The following is a 17,276-nucleotide window of genomic DNA, read 5'->3' as shown; positions in this document are numbered from 1 at the left end:
GGGTGTGCCCCTGCTGAGCTTTTCTGTTCGGCAGGGGCACACCCATGTTTCTTGTACTAAGAGATAGAGAATCTGCTCTAGATGATAAAGGCTTCTTCGCTTTCTTGAACGAGCGCTAACACACGTTTTTTAAAGACTCCGCTGGTAAGAGCATTGACGTGGTTACGTCCGTCTAAGATGAGCTGTTCATAGGGAACGTGGGCTTCGGTCAGAGCCTCAGTAAGCCACGAATAATCACCGGCTACGCTATCTTCACTGCCGCGCACCAGCAGAATAGGGCAGAGCGGGTGTAAAAGTGTTGGGTCAAAATCAAAAGCTAACGGCAAACACGCAAAATGTTTGAGTGATGATTCTCGTATGAGCGAATGATTGATGACGGCGGGGAATGTCGGATTAATATTTTCTTGCTCTAAGGAACCTAAAAGATATTGTGCGATGAGCGGTAGATGATCGTGCTGAGGTAGCCCACCGATACTTGTAGAGAGCACGTTATGACCTGCGTAGGAGCTAGCTTCCCACGCGATACGGGCACCAGCGCTAAACCCTACAAGGTGGGCAGGGGAGTCAAGCTCGTCAATAAATTGTGCCACGGCGTGAGCTGCTGATACGAAGAATCCGTGTTCTTCAGATAATGGAATATCACCCGTATAGGTTAGTGATGGGTCTGGATTTTTGAGGTCTTCATTGCGGTGATATGGCAAATCAACGATGATGCAAGGATACCCTTCAGCGGTGAACCGTTTGACCCATCCGGTGCGCACCCATAATTGTTCTCCGGTTGCGGCGAAGCCGTGTAAAAAGATGATAGGGGAATGTTCTGGGCTGTTTTGTGCAGCAGGGAATATCCGATACGAAAGAGGAGGAAAAATAGTCACCAGTCCACTGTAGTGCGCACCGCTATAGGTGACCAAAGAAAATGAGGAAGATAACGTTCTGCCCTCGTACACCCCATCCCTTTATCAGGGTGTACGAGGGCAGAAAATAAGCACCTATTGTTGAGGTGAAGATTTCTCTTTCTCAAGTTTTTGAGCGAGCGCCTGATAATCTAAACCGTTTTGGGATAGGCGAATCGCTTTCCCCTCAGCAATAAATTTCTCTTTTGTCTCAATAATTTTGATGGCTTGAGTATTATCGCGTGGGCGAAGCTGAATGAATTCTTCTGCCGAAATACCGGCACGTAGTTCGCGCATACGTTCAATTTCTGCGTCAATTTCTGCACCGAGAAGTAGCACATTGTTCATAATCCAGATGAATAAGAGCATGACGATGACAGCGCCGATTAGACCATAGGTGGCGTTATATTTACCGAAGTTTGATACGTAGAATGAGAAGCCTAAACCGGCAAGTCCCATAGAGACAAGTGCGAAGGTTGCACCAGCAGAGAAGAGCCGTAATTTGGGTTGTTTGATGTTGGGCGTGCCGTGGTAGAGCAATGCTACGAGTGCAACGGCGAGGCAGAGGATAATAGGCCAACGGAACCAGAGCCATACACTGGTAAAGGCGGTGAGGTCGAGCCCTGGGACGCTATCTGATATGAAGGTGAGGACTCCACCACTCATGAGCAGTACCATGAGCATGAGAACAAGCATGAAGACGAGAATTGTAGTGACTAAGAGATTTTGCGGTCGGAGTTTCCAGATGGGACGGCCTTCAACTACGCCATAAAGCCTGTTGAGTGCACGTCCAAAAGCGCCGATGTATCCGGAAGCTGTCCAGAGCGCACCGACAACACCAGTGATTAGAGCTAAACCAGCTGCACTAGAAGATGTGAGCTGTGAAATGGGTCCTTCGACGATAGAAAGAACTTCTGCTGGTGCGATACCACTGATGAAATCGATAATAGCGTGTGTGGTTTCTTGTCCACGTCCGAAGACACCGAGGAGAGAAACTACTGCTAGTAGAGCAGGGAAGATAGAGAGCACTGCATGGTAGGTGAGCGCTGCTGCCATATCGGTACAACCGTCAGTACCAAACTTGTTAAAGGCGCGTTTGATGACGTACCCCCAGTTAAATTTGGTGACTTCTTTGATGGTGTAGCGTTTATGAACTTTTTCTGGTGCGGGGGCTTCTTGAGCGCGAGTGATTGTTTGTTCCTCTAAAGACATCCGAACTCCTAGTCGATGCGAATGAGTTGCTACGTAAGCTTAACATGTTTGTTCAGTGTGCTTCTAGAACTCTTGGGCTTTAGCTGTTAGCTTCCCTCAAAAATACTGGGATACTGTATTTTTATGTTGATAAGGGTTATGACAAGTGGCAATAGAGTAGAAGGCGTGCAAAAAATCTTTGCACGCCTTCTACTCTGATATACATGGATCGTCTGTATCTTGTGGGTGTTAGTACGAGAGTCCTAGAACCTTTGAGGTGTGTTCTAGTACTTCGTCGGCAAGTTCTGGTGTTTCGTTGAGTCGAACGCCGAAAGCCGGAATCAGTTCACGGATACGAGACTCCCATGCTGGGAACTGTTCTTTGAAACATTGTTGCAGTAGGTTCAACATGATAGGAACAGCTGTAGATGCACCGGGGGAAGCGCCAAGAAGCGCAGCAAGAGAGCCATCGTGAGCAGAAATGAGTTCTGTACCAAATTGGAGGATGCCGCCTTTAGCGTTGTCACGTTTCATGACTTGTACACGCTGACCTGCTTGAATTAGTTCCCATTCGTCGGTTTGAGCTAACGGATAATATTCGTGTAGCGCGTCAATACGGCTTGACTGATTCTTTGCAAGTTCCCCTACAAGGTATTTTACGAGAGAGAGGTTATCGAGGCCTGCACGAATCATGGGGTAGAGGTTATCGGGGCGTACCGATAGCGGAAGATCTAAAAATGATCCTTGTTTTAAGAAGTTTGTACTAAAACCGGCGTAAGGCCCAAAGAGTAGGGAACGTTGCCCGCGAACATAGCGGGTGTCAAGGTGAGGCACCGACATAGGTGGGGCGCCGACAGAAGCTTGACCGTACACTTTGGCGCAATGTTCTGTTGCGGTGGCTTCGTTGGTGTTTCTTAAGAATAGGCCAGATACGGGGAACCCTCCGTAGCCTTTTCCTTCTGGGATACCAGATTTTTGGAGGAGTTTTAATGCTCCACCGCCAGCACCTAAGAACACAAAACGAGTATTAACCACAAGGTGTTCTTCGGAGTTCAAACGGTTTTTGACCGTAATTTTCCATTGCCCGTTGGTGTCTTGGACGAGTTGAGTGACGTGGTGACCGTATCGTACGCTCACTCCCTGTGAGGTGAGGTAGTTGGTGAGCTGTTCGGTCAAGTACCCAAAATCGACGTCTGTTCCTTCGGGGGACCAGTTTGCTGCTACTTTTTGTTCAGCATGACGTCCTTGCATGGTCAGTGGCGCCCACTGGTGTATTTCTTGGTGGTCTGTAGAGAACTGCATTCTCTCAAAGAGTTTTTCGCGACGGAACGCCTCAAAACGTGCCTTGAGGTAGGCGCTGTGCTCTTCACCAAAGACTAAAGACATATGCGGTACAGAGTTGATGAAGGAGGCATCTGTGAGTTTTCCTTCGGCGACGAGCGAGGCCCATAGTTGTCGAGAAGTGTAAAACTGTTCGTTGATGCCTAATGCTTTTGCGGTAGAGACGGTACCATCTGCACCTGCTGGTGCGTAATTGAGTTCGCATAGTGCAGCATGTCCGGTGCCGGCATTATTCCACGGGCTAGAAGATTCTTGACCTACGCGGTCTAGACGCTCAAACATGATGATATTCCATGATGGCTCTAATTCTTTGAGCAGAACACCAAGGGTTGCGCTCATAATGCCACCACCGACGAGTACGACGTCAGTCGATTCCGTTGTAGCCACGGTTATTACTCCCAAGAGATGATAAGTCAATACGAGGTAAGTCTTCTTTGACTTACCACAAAGATTTTTGAGGCATATGGTGATGCACAAAAACCTCTGAGCTTTAGACTAACTTATTCGGTGCCTTCAACGGTGAACCCTTTTGCTTGCAACCTGAAAAAGACACGATAATTTTTAGGAGTGAGCCTTTGCCGACGCAAAATTTGCGATGCCTGTGGCACTGAGCGGGTAATAATCGACGCGTGGGCCAAGAGCTACCGAAGAAATAGGGTACGCGATAGGGATAGCAGGCATTAATAATGCGATGTGCAGATTAATTGCTTGGTATGCGATACGGCGTTTATCAACGTCGTTGATTTGATCTGCTGCTCTCATCGCGCTGAGAATTTGTGGATAGGTTATTTTTTCTCGCGGTAATTCTGCCAGTGAAGTGCTATCTGGTGCAGGGGCGTCGTCTTTTTCTGTTGTTGGAGCTTCTGTATCGTCTTTGGGTTGTTCGTCAGTTGGTGCGTCGAGTTTGTGGTTTTCGGGTGCTGGTTCTTCGAGGATTTCTAATTCGCCGTTTTCGATATAGGTGGCTTCGCTGTGTTCGGCTGAATGCACGATTTCTGAGGTGGGCGCTAGAACTCTTGAGATAAAGGCATTTGGGTCGCGGTAGGAGCCTACGAACCCGGTCAATGCTAGGGCACGTTCTGTGCTGTGTTGACTAATAACGTCGAGGTACCCTTCGTTCCACGGGACGGGCATTGGTTTGATGTTGAGACCAATAGAGACGAGATTTGCGGCTAAAGAGGCATAGATGGCTTCGGGAGATTCCATGGTTGCTAAAGAAACACCTGTGGGGTAGTAGAAGGTGAGTTCTTCGCCGTTGTATCCACTTGCTTCGAGTTGTTCTTTGGCGCGGTTTTTATCGTAGTTATAGTAGGCGCGTGTGTCATCATTTTTCATCATGAATAGCGCTGGTAAAAAGTCGTTTGCGACGTTTGTTCCTTGAGGAAAGTTATTGCGTACCACTTCGTGGCGGTCGAGGGCGTGAGCTATGGCTTGACGCATGAGCGCCTTGTTGAGGACGGGGTGATCCGTGTTAATGCTGATATAGCAGATGGCGTAAGGGTCTCGTGGTTGGATGAGGTTGCCAGAGCGTGCTAGCGGAACATAGTTGTCGATGGCTACGAGGTCGTAGGCGTCGATGTCTCCGTTGCGTAGAGCATAGTAGCGTTTATCAGAATCGGAGATGGTGCTGATGATGAGCCGTTCAATAACAGGTGCTGTTCCCCAATAGGTGGGGGAAGCTTCGAGGGTTGCTGTGGACCCGTCCCATTCTTTGAGGGTGTATGCGCCTGTTCCTACGGGTAGTTTTTTGAAATGGTATTCGTCATTGAGTGAGGCGGGGGAGGCAATGCCAAATGCTGGTTGGGTGAGTGCCTTAATAAAAGATGTTGAGGGGCGTGAAAGTGTGAAGATAATTTTTTCGTCGACGGCTTTGCAGTCTGTGACTAGCGGTGTTCTTTGGTCTGGTGCGGTGACTCCACTGAAAAGTTGTAGGTAATCGGTGTGGGAGTATGCTGTGGTGTCGGCTGCTGCGTGGACCCATCGTTGATAGTTTTTGAGGACGGCATCTGCGTTGAAGGGTGTTCCGTCGTGGAATGTGACGTTGTTTCGTAGGGTGAAAGTGTAGCTGAGTCTGTCTGAGGATACGTCCCATTTGGTTGCAAGGGATGCTTCGGGTAGTCCGGTGTCGACGTTTGCTCTGAGGAGGGGCTCGAGAACTTGTGCTGAGATGCGTGCTGTTTCGAGTGTGCCACTGGTGGCGACATCTAATGATGAGGTGGGTGCTGCGTTTGCGAATCGAAGAGTGACCGGCTGGTGTTTGGTGGGTGTGGGGGAGGTACTTGTGTCGTTGGTGTGTGGTGTTGTGGTGTCTTGGTGCTCTTGTGCAGAACAGGCGCTGAATGCTGTTGCGGCAGCAAAGAGTGACCCGTAGCGGAAAAGTTTGCGGCGGTTGAGACCAGAAGACACAGAAACACACTTCCCTTGTGAGCGGTAAGGTCGACGAAAGAGCTGTATTGACCTGTAGATATAGATAAAGCCCAGTATATACCGGGCTTTATCTTTTCTATGATGTTATGCAGTGCGCAAGGAGGGACTTGAACCCTCACGCCCGAAGGCACAGGAACCTAAATCCTGCGTGTCTGCCAATTTCACCACTCGCGCATGTTCAGCTGAGCGAACTCTAGAAATAGTACACGATATATTTTGGCTGTGCAAATCGGCAGAGAAAATAATGCAGAATTTTTGAGATGAGGGCGCTGGAATGTGCGTTAGCTGGGGTCAATACCGAGGTCACGGCGTAGTTTTGCAACGTGTCCTTTAGCTCTCACATTGTATTGAGCGAGGCTGATGTTTCCGTTTTCGTCGATGACGAAGGTGCTGCGAATAAGCCCAATATAGGTTTTTCCATAGTTCTTTTTCTCTCCCCATGCACCATAAGACTCCGCTACAGTGTGGTCCTCATCTGATAGGAGTTCGAAGTTGAGTTCTTGTTTTTGGGTGAAGTTCTGGAGTGCTTGAGGGGAATCGGGGGATACTCCGAGTACGACGTATCCGTGGCTTTGTAGTGAGGTGATGTTGTCACGAAAGTCGCAGGCTTGGTTGGTGCAGCCGGGAGTATTTGCTTTGGGGTAGAAATAGAGTACGACTTTTTGTCCGGAGAATTGTTCTAAGGAGACGGTTTCTCCGTTGCTGTTTTTGAGTGAGAATGCTGGTGCTGGTGTTCCAATGTCGAGGCGTTCTGCCATGATTGAATGCTCCTACTATTTATAGGGGGTGGGTGTTGTTTAGGGGTCTATCTTATCGGGTGGCAGATGTTTTGCACTAGGTGCGCGTGGGTGATTGTTTAGGGTGGGGGAGTCACTAAAACCAAACCTGTGTCCAATATGTGAAACGCTTAGGTGTGATGTTCTCATCTCTTGAGGCTTTACGGTTTTTCTCGGTGTTCTGAGAGCGTTCTTAAAAACCTGAGGTTTGCTTGATGAAACTATGTACACAGGCCGTGTGTGAGGTCTGAATGTGATTATTCTTTGCTTGCCAAAGTATAGATTCCGTCAAAATATGTAAAGACTTTACCTATACTGGATACATGCCTGATATTGGTAATTGGTCAATTAATCGTTTGTTATCTACGTCTGCTCGTATGCTTGAACATAGCTGGAATAACCGCCTGCGTGAGTTGGGATTAACTCACGCCGGAGTTACTGCTCTTGGTGTCATTGCTCGTGAAGGAAAAACTTCACAAGTTCGTATCGCCTCCATTGTTGGAGTGCAGGCTCAAACCATGGGAAAGACTTTATCCCGTCTAGAGTCTCATCACTATGTTTACAGGGTGCGCAACGCCAATGATCGGCGTAGCTATCTTTTAGATATTACTGACGAGGGACGAGACGTACTTGCACGCGCTGAAAAAATTGATAAGAATCTCGCCTCCTTGGGTGCATTAGCTAACCCTGAATTTCGTGAGATGCTCGTCGATATTGTACGTAAACTCTCGGAGGAAGAAGGCAACGATATCGTTCTTCACGGTGCTCACGAAGAACATCGTGCCGCCGTAGGACTTGCCGACTTCACCGGAGACATTGAACCCGTACAACCTGAAGGGGAAGCTCCCGTCGAGGTGTCTCAAGTTGTTGGCCCAACAACTGCGGTGCTTGACATTGTTACCCCTGAACTTCTTGACGCTGCTCGTGCTCAACGAGAAAAATAAACCCCATCAACTGTGTTTTATGCAACATTGAGAGTGTAGGGTTTGCTATATCTTCATAATGTCGGATATAGTTTATTCGTTGCTTCGGCAACGAGAATGCGCCTCTAGCTCAATTGGCAGAGCAATTGACTCTTAATCAATGGGTTGTGGGTTCAAGTCCCACGGGGCGCACCACATAATATTGAGGGTCTGACTCGAACGAGTCAGGCCCTCAATGCTTTAACGCTGACTCACCCGATACGCGGTGTGCCACATATCTCTTGTCTGAAAATTTGCGTCTTCCTCCTCACCGAGGTATAGTTTTTATTCGTTGCTTCGGCAACGAGAATGCGCCTCTAGCTCAATTGGCAGAGCAATTGACTCTTAATCAATGGGTTGTGGGTTCAAGTCCCACGGGGCGCACCACACAAAAAGGGTGGTTACCAACAAAAACGGTAACCACCCTTTTCTACATCTGTAGAGCGTATCAACACGCAGAAAACATCAAAATATTAGTCCTCAAGCCACGACTCACTCAGAAAACTCTGAAAATCATGAATATCACTAGACTGCTCTAAGACACCCGAACCATTCTCTAAAACAATCTCAATACTCTGAGGAATCGTCAAAATAAAAGACGTACCCGTCGTAGACTCCAAACCAAAAGTATTTTCATTCAAACTATAGGCACGAATCGCGTTTGTATTATCAATAGAGGTAGGAGTCCCCGCCGGTAAAGCCTGCGGCAAAAGTACGGGAGCCACAATGACCTCTCGCGGAGTGTCACGATACCCAATAATGAAATACTCTTGAGAATCCTGCTGCTGAATAGCAATATCAGGATTGCGATACAACGCATGACCTGTAGCAAAAATAAGGTTATAAGCACCATAGTTGATAATCTGCTCATCAAATACTGGGTGCAAAGCTGCCGTAATGAACTCGCTAGAAAGCGTATGTGTGGTCATGAACCCCAGTCTAGGGTAAACGCCCCTCTAACGCGACTATTAAAACATTATTGATGTTTTGCACGTCATATTTAACATAAGGTCACGCTCGTTAAAAGACGACATAAACAGCGCATAATCCGCCCAAAAAGACGAAAGACCTCACAATAACGTGTCGGATGATGAGATGTCTTTGACTTTTACCGCCCATCACGACAAATATTATAGCTATGCAAATGCAACGCAGTTCACAACACATTATTAGCCTTCTAGTCGTCAGATAGGGCGCGCTAGCCTAGGCAAAACTTTGTTGTGTTCCATGCATGCGTACCCTTCGCTCCACTCAGGCGGAGGGTTTTTTCGTATCAGGAAAACACCAAAACCTGTTGCGAACATGATCGGCAGACACACCCGTCAACGACCATGAAAAGCATCACCACCACTAAAACGTCAAAGGGCAAAAGAAAATGACCACGGGTCCATCGATGACACCAGCTGTACTCGCTCAAAACGTTGGCAAACACAACGACAGCACCGCAACCGAAACCCACACCGAACGCATGACCGGTTCACAAGCGATTATTCGCAGCCTCGAAAAACTCGGCGTAACCGACATCTTCGGCCTACCCGGAGGAGCCATCCTCCCCACCTACGACCCACTCTTTGACTCCACCCAAATTCGCCACATCCTCGTACGCCACGAACAAGGCGCAGGACACGCAGCCCAAGGATACGCACTATCCACCGGAAAAGTAGGAGTCTGCCTCGCCACCTCAGGCCCCGGAGCCACCAACCTCCTCACACCCATCGCCGACGCAAACATGGACTCCGTACCCATCGTTGCCATCACCGGACAAGTCTCAAGCTCCGTCATCGGCACCGACGCCTTCCAAGAAGCAGACATCGTCGGCATGACCATGCCCATCACCAAACACAGCTTTATGGTCCGTGACCCCCAAGAAATCCCGCGCTGTATCGCCACCGCCTTCCACATCGCCTCCACCGGACGCCCCGGCCCCGTGCTCGTAGACATCACCAAAGACGCACAACAAGGCATGATGGACTTCTCATGGCCACCCACCGTCGAAATCCGCGGATACACACCCGTCACCCGCGGACACTCCAAACAAATCCGTGAAGCAGCAAAACTGCTCGCACAAGCACAACGTCCCGTACTCTACGTCGGCGGGGGAATGGTACGCGCCAACGCACCAGAAGAACTGCAACGCCTCGCAAAAAACACCCATGCACCCGTCGTCACCACACTCACCGCACGCGGCGCATACCCCGACTCCGACCCACAAAACCTCGGAATGCCCGGCATGCACGGCACCGTACCAGCAGTCACCGCACTCCAAAAAGCTGACGTACTGCTCTCACTCGGAGCGCGCTTCGACGACCGCGTCACCGGCGTCCTCTCATCCTTCGCACCCGAAGCGAAAGTCATTCATATCGACATCGACCCCGCCGAAATCTCAAAAATTCGTTACGCAGACGTACCCATCGTAGGAGACCTCGCACAAGTACTACCCGAACTCAACAGCCTCCTCGAAACCGACTACGCAACAGAACTCAGCCCGCTCGAACCCTGGTGGCAAACCCTCAACGCCCTCAAAGAAAACTACCCACTGGGATACACCACCACCGACGACGGACTCGGCTCACCCCAATACGCCATCGAACGCATCTCAGCGTTGAGCGGACCCGAAGCCTACTACGTTGCCGGTGTTGGACAACACCAAATGTGGAGTGCCCACTTCCTCAAACACGAAAAACCACGCCACTTCATCAATTCGGCAGGCCTCGGAACCATGGGCTACTCCGTGCCCGCCGCCATGGGCGTACAAGTAGCACACCCCGACGCAATCGTCTGGTCCATCGACGGAGACGGCTGCTTCCAAATGACCAACCAAGAACTAGCCACCTGCGCACAAAACAACATCCCCATCAAAGTTGCTATTATCAACAACTCCTCACTGGGCATGGTGCGCCAATGGCAAAACCTCTTCTATGACGGACGCTACTCACACACCCACCTCAACACGGGGGCCGGCACCGTACGTATCCCAGACTTCGTCAAACTAGCAGAAGCCTACGGTTGCGTCGGACTACGCTGCGAATCAGACGCCGATGTTGATGCAACCATCCAACAGGCGCTTGCTATCAACGACCGCCCCGTCGTCGTAGACTTTACCGTCAGCCCCGACGCCATGGTCTGGCCCATGGTGCCCACCGGCGTCTCCAACGACCTCATCCAAATCGCCAAAGACACCTCACCTATCTTTGAAAGAGAGGACTAAGCCATGAGCCGCCACACTTTCTCCGTCTTAGTTGAAGACAAACCCGGCGTGCTGGCACGAGTCTCCGGACTCTTCGCCCGAAGAATGTTCAACATTGAGTCCCTCGCCGTTGGTAATACAGAAGTTCCCGGCATCTCACGTATTACCATTGTGGTAGACGCTGAAGGAAACCTATTAGAGCAAGTGACCAAACAGCTCAATAAACTCATTCACGTCCTCAAAATTGTTGAACTCACACCAGAAACCTCAGTGCAACGAGACCACATCATGGTCAAAGTTAAAGCTGATGCGCAAACACGTCTGCAAGTCACCCAAGCAGCAGACCTCTTCCGCGCCCAAGTGGTTGACGTCTCTACAGAGTCCGTCATCATTGAAGCAACCGGATCCGCCGAAAAACTCGGTGCCCTGCTCGACGTGCTAGAACCTTTCGGCATTCGAGAAATTATCCGAGCCGGAACACTCGGACTCGCACGTGGGCCACGTTCCATGAGTGAAAAAGCTCTCAGAAGCTAAACCACTTACCACCACAGGGGGGCGTCCCAACACGGGCGCACCCCGACGCAAGTTTTTAGATACGACTGCTCAACACCAGAACAGTCACCACACACTAACACCAAGGAGAACACCTCTCATGGCAGCAAAAATCTTCTACAACGATGACGCAGACCTATCCATCATCCAAGGACGCTCCGTCGCTATCATCGGCTACGGCTCCCAAGGTCAAGCGCACGCACAAAACCTGCGCGACTCCGGCGTTGACGTACGCATCGGACTCGCAGAAGGCTCCAAATCACGAGCTAAAGCAGAAGCAGAAGGCTTCACCGTCATGACCGTTGCAGAAGCAACCGCAGACGCAGATGTCATCATGATCCTCACTCCAGACCAAGTACAAGCACAGGTCTACACCCAGGACATCGAACCCAACCTTGAAGAAGGCGATGCCCTCTTCTTCGCACACGGATTCAACATCCGATTCGGCTACATTCAAGCACCCCAAGGCGTTGACGTCGCCATGGTCGCACCTAAAGGCCCCGGACACACCGTACGTCGCGAATATGAAACCGGACGTGGCGTACCAGCACTCGTAGCCGTTGAAGTCAACGCATCCGGAACCGCCCAAGAACTAGCGCTATCCTACGCAAAAGGTCTCGGCGCAACCCGTGCAGGCGTCATCGAAACCACCTTCACCGAAGAAACCGAAACCGACCTCTTCGGCGAACAAGCAGTACTCTGCGGTGGCGTATCACAACTGATCCAATATGGTTTTGAAACTCTCACCGAAGCCGGATACCAACCAGAAATCGCCTACTTTGAGGTCTGCCACGAACTCAAACTCATCGTTGACCTCATCAACGAAGGCGGCATCACCAAACAACGCTGGTCCTGCTCCGATACCGCAGAATACGGCGACTATGTCTCCGGCCCACGCGTTGTAACACCAGAAACCAAAGAACACATGAACGCGGTGCTCAACGACATCCAAAACGGAACCTTCGCACAACGCTTCATGGACGACCAAGCCAACGGTGCACAAGAATTCCTCGAACTACGTGCCAAAGGTGAAGCTCACCCCATCGAAGCAACCGGACGTGAACTACGCAAACTCTTCTCTTGGAACAAAGTCCAAGACGACTACACCGACGGAAGCACCCAACGCTAACACACCATAAACACCCCCCAAAAAGTAGAGCCGATGAGAGCCACCGCCCTCATCGGCTCTGCTCATGGTCTTGGCAACATCCCACGTAACGGCTAAGACACAGTAGCACCATCAAGAAACTCAACGGTAAGATAGTCTACTAACCGGTGCTGTTGGCCGTCAGGGTGAACTGACAGCACCGTCTCCACAACAAACATGAGCGCAAAAGCTCACCAACATACCATGAGCGTTACCGCCGTATCGGGTGAACGGTACCGCCCCTTCAAGACTGCCTTGAATACCCCTTAAGGAACATTTTCGTGACTCATAAACCCGTCGTTCTCATCGCAGAAGAACTCTCCCCAGCAACCATCGAAGCACTCGGCCCCGACTTCGACATCCGAACCGTCGATGGAACCAACCGCCCTGAACTACTCAAAGCACTAGCCGACGTTGACGCCATCCTCATCCGCTCAGCAACCCACGTCGACGCCGAAGCCATCGCCGCCGGAAAACACCTCAAAGTGATTGCACGCGCCGGAGTAGGACTCGACAACGTCGACATCAAAGCAGCAACAGCCGCCGGCGTAATGGTCGTCAACGCACCCACCTCAAACGTCATCTCCGCCGCAGAACTCACCGTCGGACACATCCTCGGACTAGCCCGCAACATCGCACCAGCATCTGCCTCCATGAAAGAAGGCCAATGGAAGCGCTCGCAATATGCTGGTGTAGAACTTTACGAAAAGACCATTGGCATTATTGGTTTGGGACGTATCGGCAGTCTGGTTGCAGAACGTCTTAAAGGTTTTGGCACTGAATTGATTGCGTACGATCCATTTGTGACCTCTTCTCGTGCAGCAACAATGGGTGTTGAACTTGTTGAGCTAGATGAACTATTAGAGCGTGCTGACTTTTTGACGATTCACATGCCACGTACACCAGAGACTATGGGCATGATTAATGAGCAGTCTTTTAAGAAGATGAAGAACACCGCCTACGTCATTAACGTTGCTCGTGGTGGGCTTATTGATGAGGCTGCGTTAGATGCTGCGTTGCGTTCTGGCCAGATTGCTGGTGCCGCTATTGACGTGTTCGTGAAAGAACCTGCAAAGAACGTTCCGTTTATTGAGTTGCCGAACGTGGTGTGTACCCCGCATTTGGGTGCGTCTACCGCTGAGGCTCAAGAAAAAGCTGGTGTGTCGGTGGCTCGTTCGGTGCGTCTTGCGCTTGAAGGTGACCTCGTGCCTGACGCTGTTAACGTTGCCGGTGGCGCTATCGATAAGGATGTTCGCCCAGGTGTGCCTTTGGCTGAGAAGCTTGGGCGTATTGTGACGGCGCTTAGCAGTGGTGAGGCGATGACTCATGTTGAGGTTAAGGTTGCTGGAGAAATTGCTACAAAAGATGTGACTTCGTTGAAGCTTTCGGCGTTGAAGGGTGTCTTCACTGATGTTGTTTCGGAGAAGGTGTCTTATGTGAATGCGCCGATGATTGCTCAACAACGTGGTATTGAGGTGGAGCTTACTACTACGGAGGAGACAGAATACTTCCGTAATGAGACGATTCTTTCGGCGGTACTTGCATCAGGTAGCACTGTTAAAGTTTCGGGTACGGTTACTGGCCCTAAACTTGTTGAGAAGCTGACAAATATTGGTGGCTATGACCTTGAGATTCCGATTACGGATTATATGCTCATCCTTGAGTATGAAGATCGCCCAGGCATGATTGCTGCGATGGGTACGCTTTTGGGTACGGCATCAATCAATATTGCTGGTATGCAGGTCTCTCGTGGGGATAAGGGCGATCAGGCGGTGGCTGTGTTGGCGCTTGATTCTGCTCCTAGTGCAGAAGTTGTCAATAGCATTAAGAATATTGTGAATGCTTCACGTGCTGCGTGTGTGAACCTTGCACAATAGCTAAGCGTTAGCAGTAGAAGGGGGTGGGCACCATTTTGGGTGTTCACTCCCTTCTTTGTGTTGGTGGTGCTGTTGTATATTGATGTGAATTATGGGCTATTTATGGATAAAGACTGTGAAAAGTTCCGTTTTATCTGTAGCGCCATATAAAGTAATGGGTATGAGTTCAACCCCGTATTACATCACCACTGCTATTGCTTACCCGAATGGTGACCCTCATATTGGTCACGCATACGAACATATTGCTACTGACGCCATGGCGCGTTTTAAACGTCTTGACGGTTATGACGTCCGTTTTTTGACTGGTACTGATGAGCACGGTCAGAAGATGCAGACTACCGCAGCTAAGCTTGGTATGAGCGCTAAAGAGCTTGCTGATCAGAACGCTATTCGTTTCCGTGCGATGGACGATATGATGGGCGTTTCGTATGACCGTTATATTCGTACTACTGACGCAGATCATTATGAGGCTTCACAGGCTATTTGGAAGCGTATGGAAGCAAATGGCGATATTTATCTTGATAAATATGCTGGCTGGTATTCTGTGCGTGATGAAGCCTATTATGCGGAGGACGAGACGGAGCTTCGTGACGGTCAGCGTTATGCGAAGACGACTGGCACTGAGGTGGAGTGGACGGAAGAAGAGTCGTATTTCTTCCGCTTGTCTAAGTATCAGGATCGTTTGCTTGAACTATATGAGAATGAAGGTTTTATTTATCCTGAGACTCGTCGTAATGAGCTAGCAAGCTTTATTCGTGGGGGATTGAACGATCTTTCTATTTCTCGTACAACTTTTGACTGGGGTGTTCCTGTCCCCGGTAATGATCGACATGTGATGTATGTGTGGGTTGACGCTCTCACCAACTATTTGACGGGTGTAGGCTTCCCCGATGTTGATAGTGAGATGTTCACAAAGTATTGGCCTGCTAACGTTCACATGATTGGTAAGGACATTTCTCGTTTCCACGCTATTTATTGGCCTGCTTTCTTGTGGTCTGCTGGTATTGAGCTACCACAGCGTGTCTTTGCGCACGGGTTCTTGCTCGTTGATGGTGAGAAAATGTCGAAGTCTGTTGGTAATGTGGTTGGTCCAGCTGATTTGGTGAAGACGTTTGGTCTTGATCCGTTCCGTTTCTTCTTGTTGCGTGAGGTGTCTTTCGGTCAGGACGGCTCATATTCTCCTGAGGCGATTAAGAACCGTATTAACGCTGATTTGGCGAATGATTTAGGAAACTTGGCGCAGCGTTCTTTGTCGATGATTGCAAAGAATTGTGGCGGTTGTGTTCCTGAATTTGGTGAGTTCTCGGATACTGACCAGAAGATGCTTGATGATGCTTCTGCTTTATATGAAAGTGTGCGTGCTGACTTTGAGGAGCAGGCTTTCCACCGTGCGTTGGAGAGTATCTGGAAAGTTGTTGCTGATTGTAACCGTTATTTCACTGCTGAAGAGCCGTGGAAGTTGAAGAAGGCTGACCCGCAACGCATGAACACTGTTTTGTATGTGACTGCTGAGACGTTGCGTCGTGTGGCGTTGTTGGTTCAGCCGGTGATGCCAGAGTCGATGTCTAAAATGCTTGACCTTTTGGGTGTTGCCGAGTCGGAGCGTACTTTTAGTTTCTTTGATCAGGTGCTGGTTGCTGGTGCTCAGTTGCCGAAGCCTTCTCCTGTGTTCCCTCGTTATGAGGACGACAAAGAGTAAAGTACTGGCGATAGAAAGCTCGTAGAAAGTATGGTGTCTCTCATGTTCTAGAACATGAGAGACACCATACTTAATATGTAGGGGTTTAGGAGCTAAACCATTTGAGTTCGGTGACTACAGCTTGAATTTGTCGGGCTAATGCGAGATAGCCCCAGCCGTTGAGGTGAATACCGTCGGTGGCGTAGAGGGAGCGGGGGAGTCTGCCTTGTTGGTAGTCGTCTGCGTCTTCTTTACTGTTCCACACCCCAGAACCGTTCAAGTCGCCGTAGCGTAGCCACGGTTGTTGGGTGACTTCTCGTAGGTATTCTTGAGGGTTGATGAATGCGTTACCGTAGGTTTGACGTCCCCACTCGTTGTATGCGCGAACTGCTTTGGCACGCCCTGAGTCGGGGCCGTCTCCATCTACCGCGAAATGCCCGAGAATGATGGTGCGTTCTGGTGCCATATCAACAGCGAGTTGGGTGTGTTCTTTGATGCGGTCGAGTTCGGTGATGTTGTTGCGTCCTATCTGCACAAGGTGGTGCGATGAATAAGAAATCATCTGCTGATAGGAGGAAAATACTGAAGCTTTAGCTACTGTTGCGGGTGCGTAGCGTGGTTCTCCGGCGATGGTGCGTGTGAACGTATATGAGCCGGGTGCGCCTTTGATAGCTTGTAATGTGCCGGGGATATCTTGAATATAGCCGGGGTAGTAGGAGGCGTCATTCCATTCGACGGCGGTAGATTCTGTTTGTTGTACGGTGACAGAACCTTCTGCGGGGATGAGGTCTTCAGGGAATTTGAGTGTCATGGTGAACTGTGGTGCACCTCGACGCGCCAGAATGTTGGTGGAGGTTTCGGAGCCTTGACCAAAGTTGAGGACGGGCACTTGAAGGTATCGTGTGAGTAGGGTGCTCAGGCGTACATCGTAACCGGCAACAACACCTTCTGTGGCTCGTGCCCCCTCAATAGAGGAGCTACCCCATAACGCTAAGGAGGGGCCTGCAATAGCCGGATAGATGAATTTCTCAGGGAAGTTGTGTGCCGTAGGTGTAGCTTGTGCGGGTGCAACGCTGCGGGCTGTGAGAACAGTTGCCCCAGCGACAGCGCCACCTAGCGCGCCCATACGGAACAAACCTCGACGAGAGGACGAAAAATCTGGTGTATTGTGCATAGGTATTGCCTAAAGCACCCTTTCTATGGGTGTGAGTAGTATGTTTCGGAATGAGTTTGTCACTATACTAA

At 50.0% G+C, this 17,276-nt stretch carries 13 protein-coding genes and 3 tRNA genes; 8 read left to right on the top strand and 8 right to left on the bottom strand.

What is annotated here, in order from left to right; all coding sequences use genetic code 11:
• Positions 1-77: 77 nt before the first annotated feature.
• The 6 genes from ACN083_RS03555 to bcp all read right to left on the bottom strand — a co-directional run bounded on the left by ACN083_RS03555 (position 78) and on the right by bcp (position 6,610).
• Positions 78-875: an alpha/beta fold hydrolase gene (locus ACN083_RS03555; protein ID WP_419101446.1), complete on the bottom strand. Its 798-nt coding sequence runs from the start codon at positions 873-875 to the stop codon at positions 78-80.
• 114 nt (positions 876-989) lie between these two features.
• Positions 990-2,105: a YihY/virulence factor BrkB family protein gene (locus tag ACN083_RS03550; RefSeq protein ID WP_419101445.1), complete on the bottom strand. Its 1,116-nt coding sequence runs from the start codon at positions 2,103-2,105 to the stop codon at positions 990-992.
• 228 nt (positions 2,106-2,333) lie between these two features.
• Positions 2,334-3,818, bottom strand: a complete 1,485-nt coding sequence (locus ACN083_RS03545) for a malate:quinone oxidoreductase (protein ID WP_419101645.1) — start codon at positions 3,816-3,818, stop codon at positions 2,334-2,336.
• Positions 3,819-3,986: 168 nt separating this feature from the next.
• Positions 3,987-5,831: an ABC transporter substrate-binding protein gene (locus tag ACN083_RS03540; RefSeq protein WP_419101444.1), complete on the bottom strand. Its 1,845-nt coding sequence runs from the start codon at positions 5,829-5,831 to the stop codon at positions 3,987-3,989.
• Between the two features lie 113 nt (positions 5,832-5,944).
• Positions 5,945-6,026 (bottom strand) — tRNA-Leu (locus ACN083_RS03535).
• Between the two features lie 107 nt (positions 6,027-6,133).
• Positions 6,134-6,610, bottom strand: a complete 477-nt coding sequence (bcp, locus tag ACN083_RS03530; RefSeq protein ID WP_419101443.1) for a thioredoxin-dependent thiol peroxidase — start codon at positions 6,608-6,610, stop codon at positions 6,134-6,136.
• A 341-nt stretch (positions 6,611-6,951) separates the two neighbouring features.
• Between bcp and ACN083_RS03525 the strand changes: the two genes are divergently transcribed.
• The 3 genes from ACN083_RS03525 to ACN083_RS03515 all read left to right on the top strand — a co-directional run bounded on the left by ACN083_RS03525 (position 6,952) and on the right by ACN083_RS03515 (position 7,977).
• Positions 6,952-7,572, top strand: a complete 621-nt coding sequence (locus tag ACN083_RS03525) for a MarR family winged helix-turn-helix transcriptional regulator (RefSeq protein ID WP_419101442.1) — start codon at positions 6,952-6,954, stop codon at positions 7,570-7,572.
• Positions 7,573-7,670: 98 nt separating this feature from the next.
• A tRNA-Lys gene (locus ACN083_RS03520) sits at positions 7,671-7,746 on the top strand.
• Positions 7,747-7,901: 155 nt separating this feature from the next.
• Positions 7,902-7,977 (top strand) — tRNA-Lys (locus ACN083_RS03515).
• A gap of 86 nt (positions 7,978-8,063) precedes the next feature.
• On the opposite strand, the gene ACN083_RS03510 is transcribed toward ACN083_RS03515, so the two are convergent.
• Positions 8,064-8,519, bottom strand: coding sequence for a hypothetical protein (locus ACN083_RS03510; RefSeq protein WP_419101441.1), 456 nt, complete (start codon positions 8,517-8,519; stop codon positions 8,064-8,066).
• A gap of 446 nt (positions 8,520-8,965) precedes the next feature.
• On the opposite strand from ACN083_RS03510, the gene ACN083_RS03505 reads away from it, so the two are divergent.
• From ACN083_RS03505 to metG, 5 genes are all read left to right on the top strand, one after another.
• Positions 8,966-10,798 carry an acetolactate synthase large subunit gene (locus ACN083_RS03505; protein WP_419101440.1) on the top strand — a complete coding sequence of 611 codons (1,833 nt, stop codon included), beginning with the start codon at positions 8,966-8,968 and terminating at the stop codon, positions 10,796-10,798.
• A 3-nt stretch (positions 10,799-10,801) separates the two neighbouring features.
• Complete coding sequence (gene ilvN, locus ACN083_RS03500; RefSeq protein ID WP_419101439.1) at positions 10,802-11,311, top strand: acetolactate synthase small subunit; 510 nt, start codon at positions 10,802-10,804, stop codon at positions 11,309-11,311.
• A 118-nt stretch (positions 11,312-11,429) separates the two neighbouring features.
• Complete coding sequence (ilvC, locus tag ACN083_RS03495; protein WP_419101438.1) at positions 11,430-12,458, top strand: ketol-acid reductoisomerase; 1,029 nt, start codon at positions 11,430-11,432, stop codon at positions 12,456-12,458.
• Between the two features lie 299 nt (positions 12,459-12,757).
• Positions 12,758-14,353, top strand: coding sequence for a phosphoglycerate dehydrogenase (gene serA / locus ACN083_RS03490; RefSeq protein WP_419101437.1), 1,596 nt, complete (start codon positions 12,758-12,760; stop codon positions 14,351-14,353).
• 160 nt (positions 14,354-14,513) lie between these two features.
• The gene (gene metG, locus ACN083_RS03485; protein WP_419101436.1) at positions 14,514-16,052 is read left to right on the top strand and encodes a methionine--tRNA ligase; all 1,539 of its coding nucleotides are present in this window, start codon (positions 14,514-14,516) and stop codon (positions 16,050-16,052) included.
• Between the two features lie 85 nt (positions 16,053-16,137).
• Here metG and ACN083_RS03480 read toward each other — a convergent pair whose 3' ends face one another.
• A complete protein-coding gene (locus ACN083_RS03480) occupies positions 16,138-17,205 on the bottom strand; it encodes a hypothetical protein (RefSeq protein WP_419101435.1) in 1,068 nt (355 codons plus the stop codon).
• Positions 17,206-17,276: the final 71 nt, after the last annotated feature.

Origin of the sequence: Rothia sp. CCM 9418 (assembly GCF_048512825.1) — a bacterium.
Lineage (GTDB): Bacteria > Actinomycetota > Actinomycetes > Actinomycetales > Micrococcaceae > Rothia.
The sequence above is the reverse complement of the archived record's forward strand: the minus strand, read 5'-3'. Positions and strand labels throughout refer to the sequence as shown.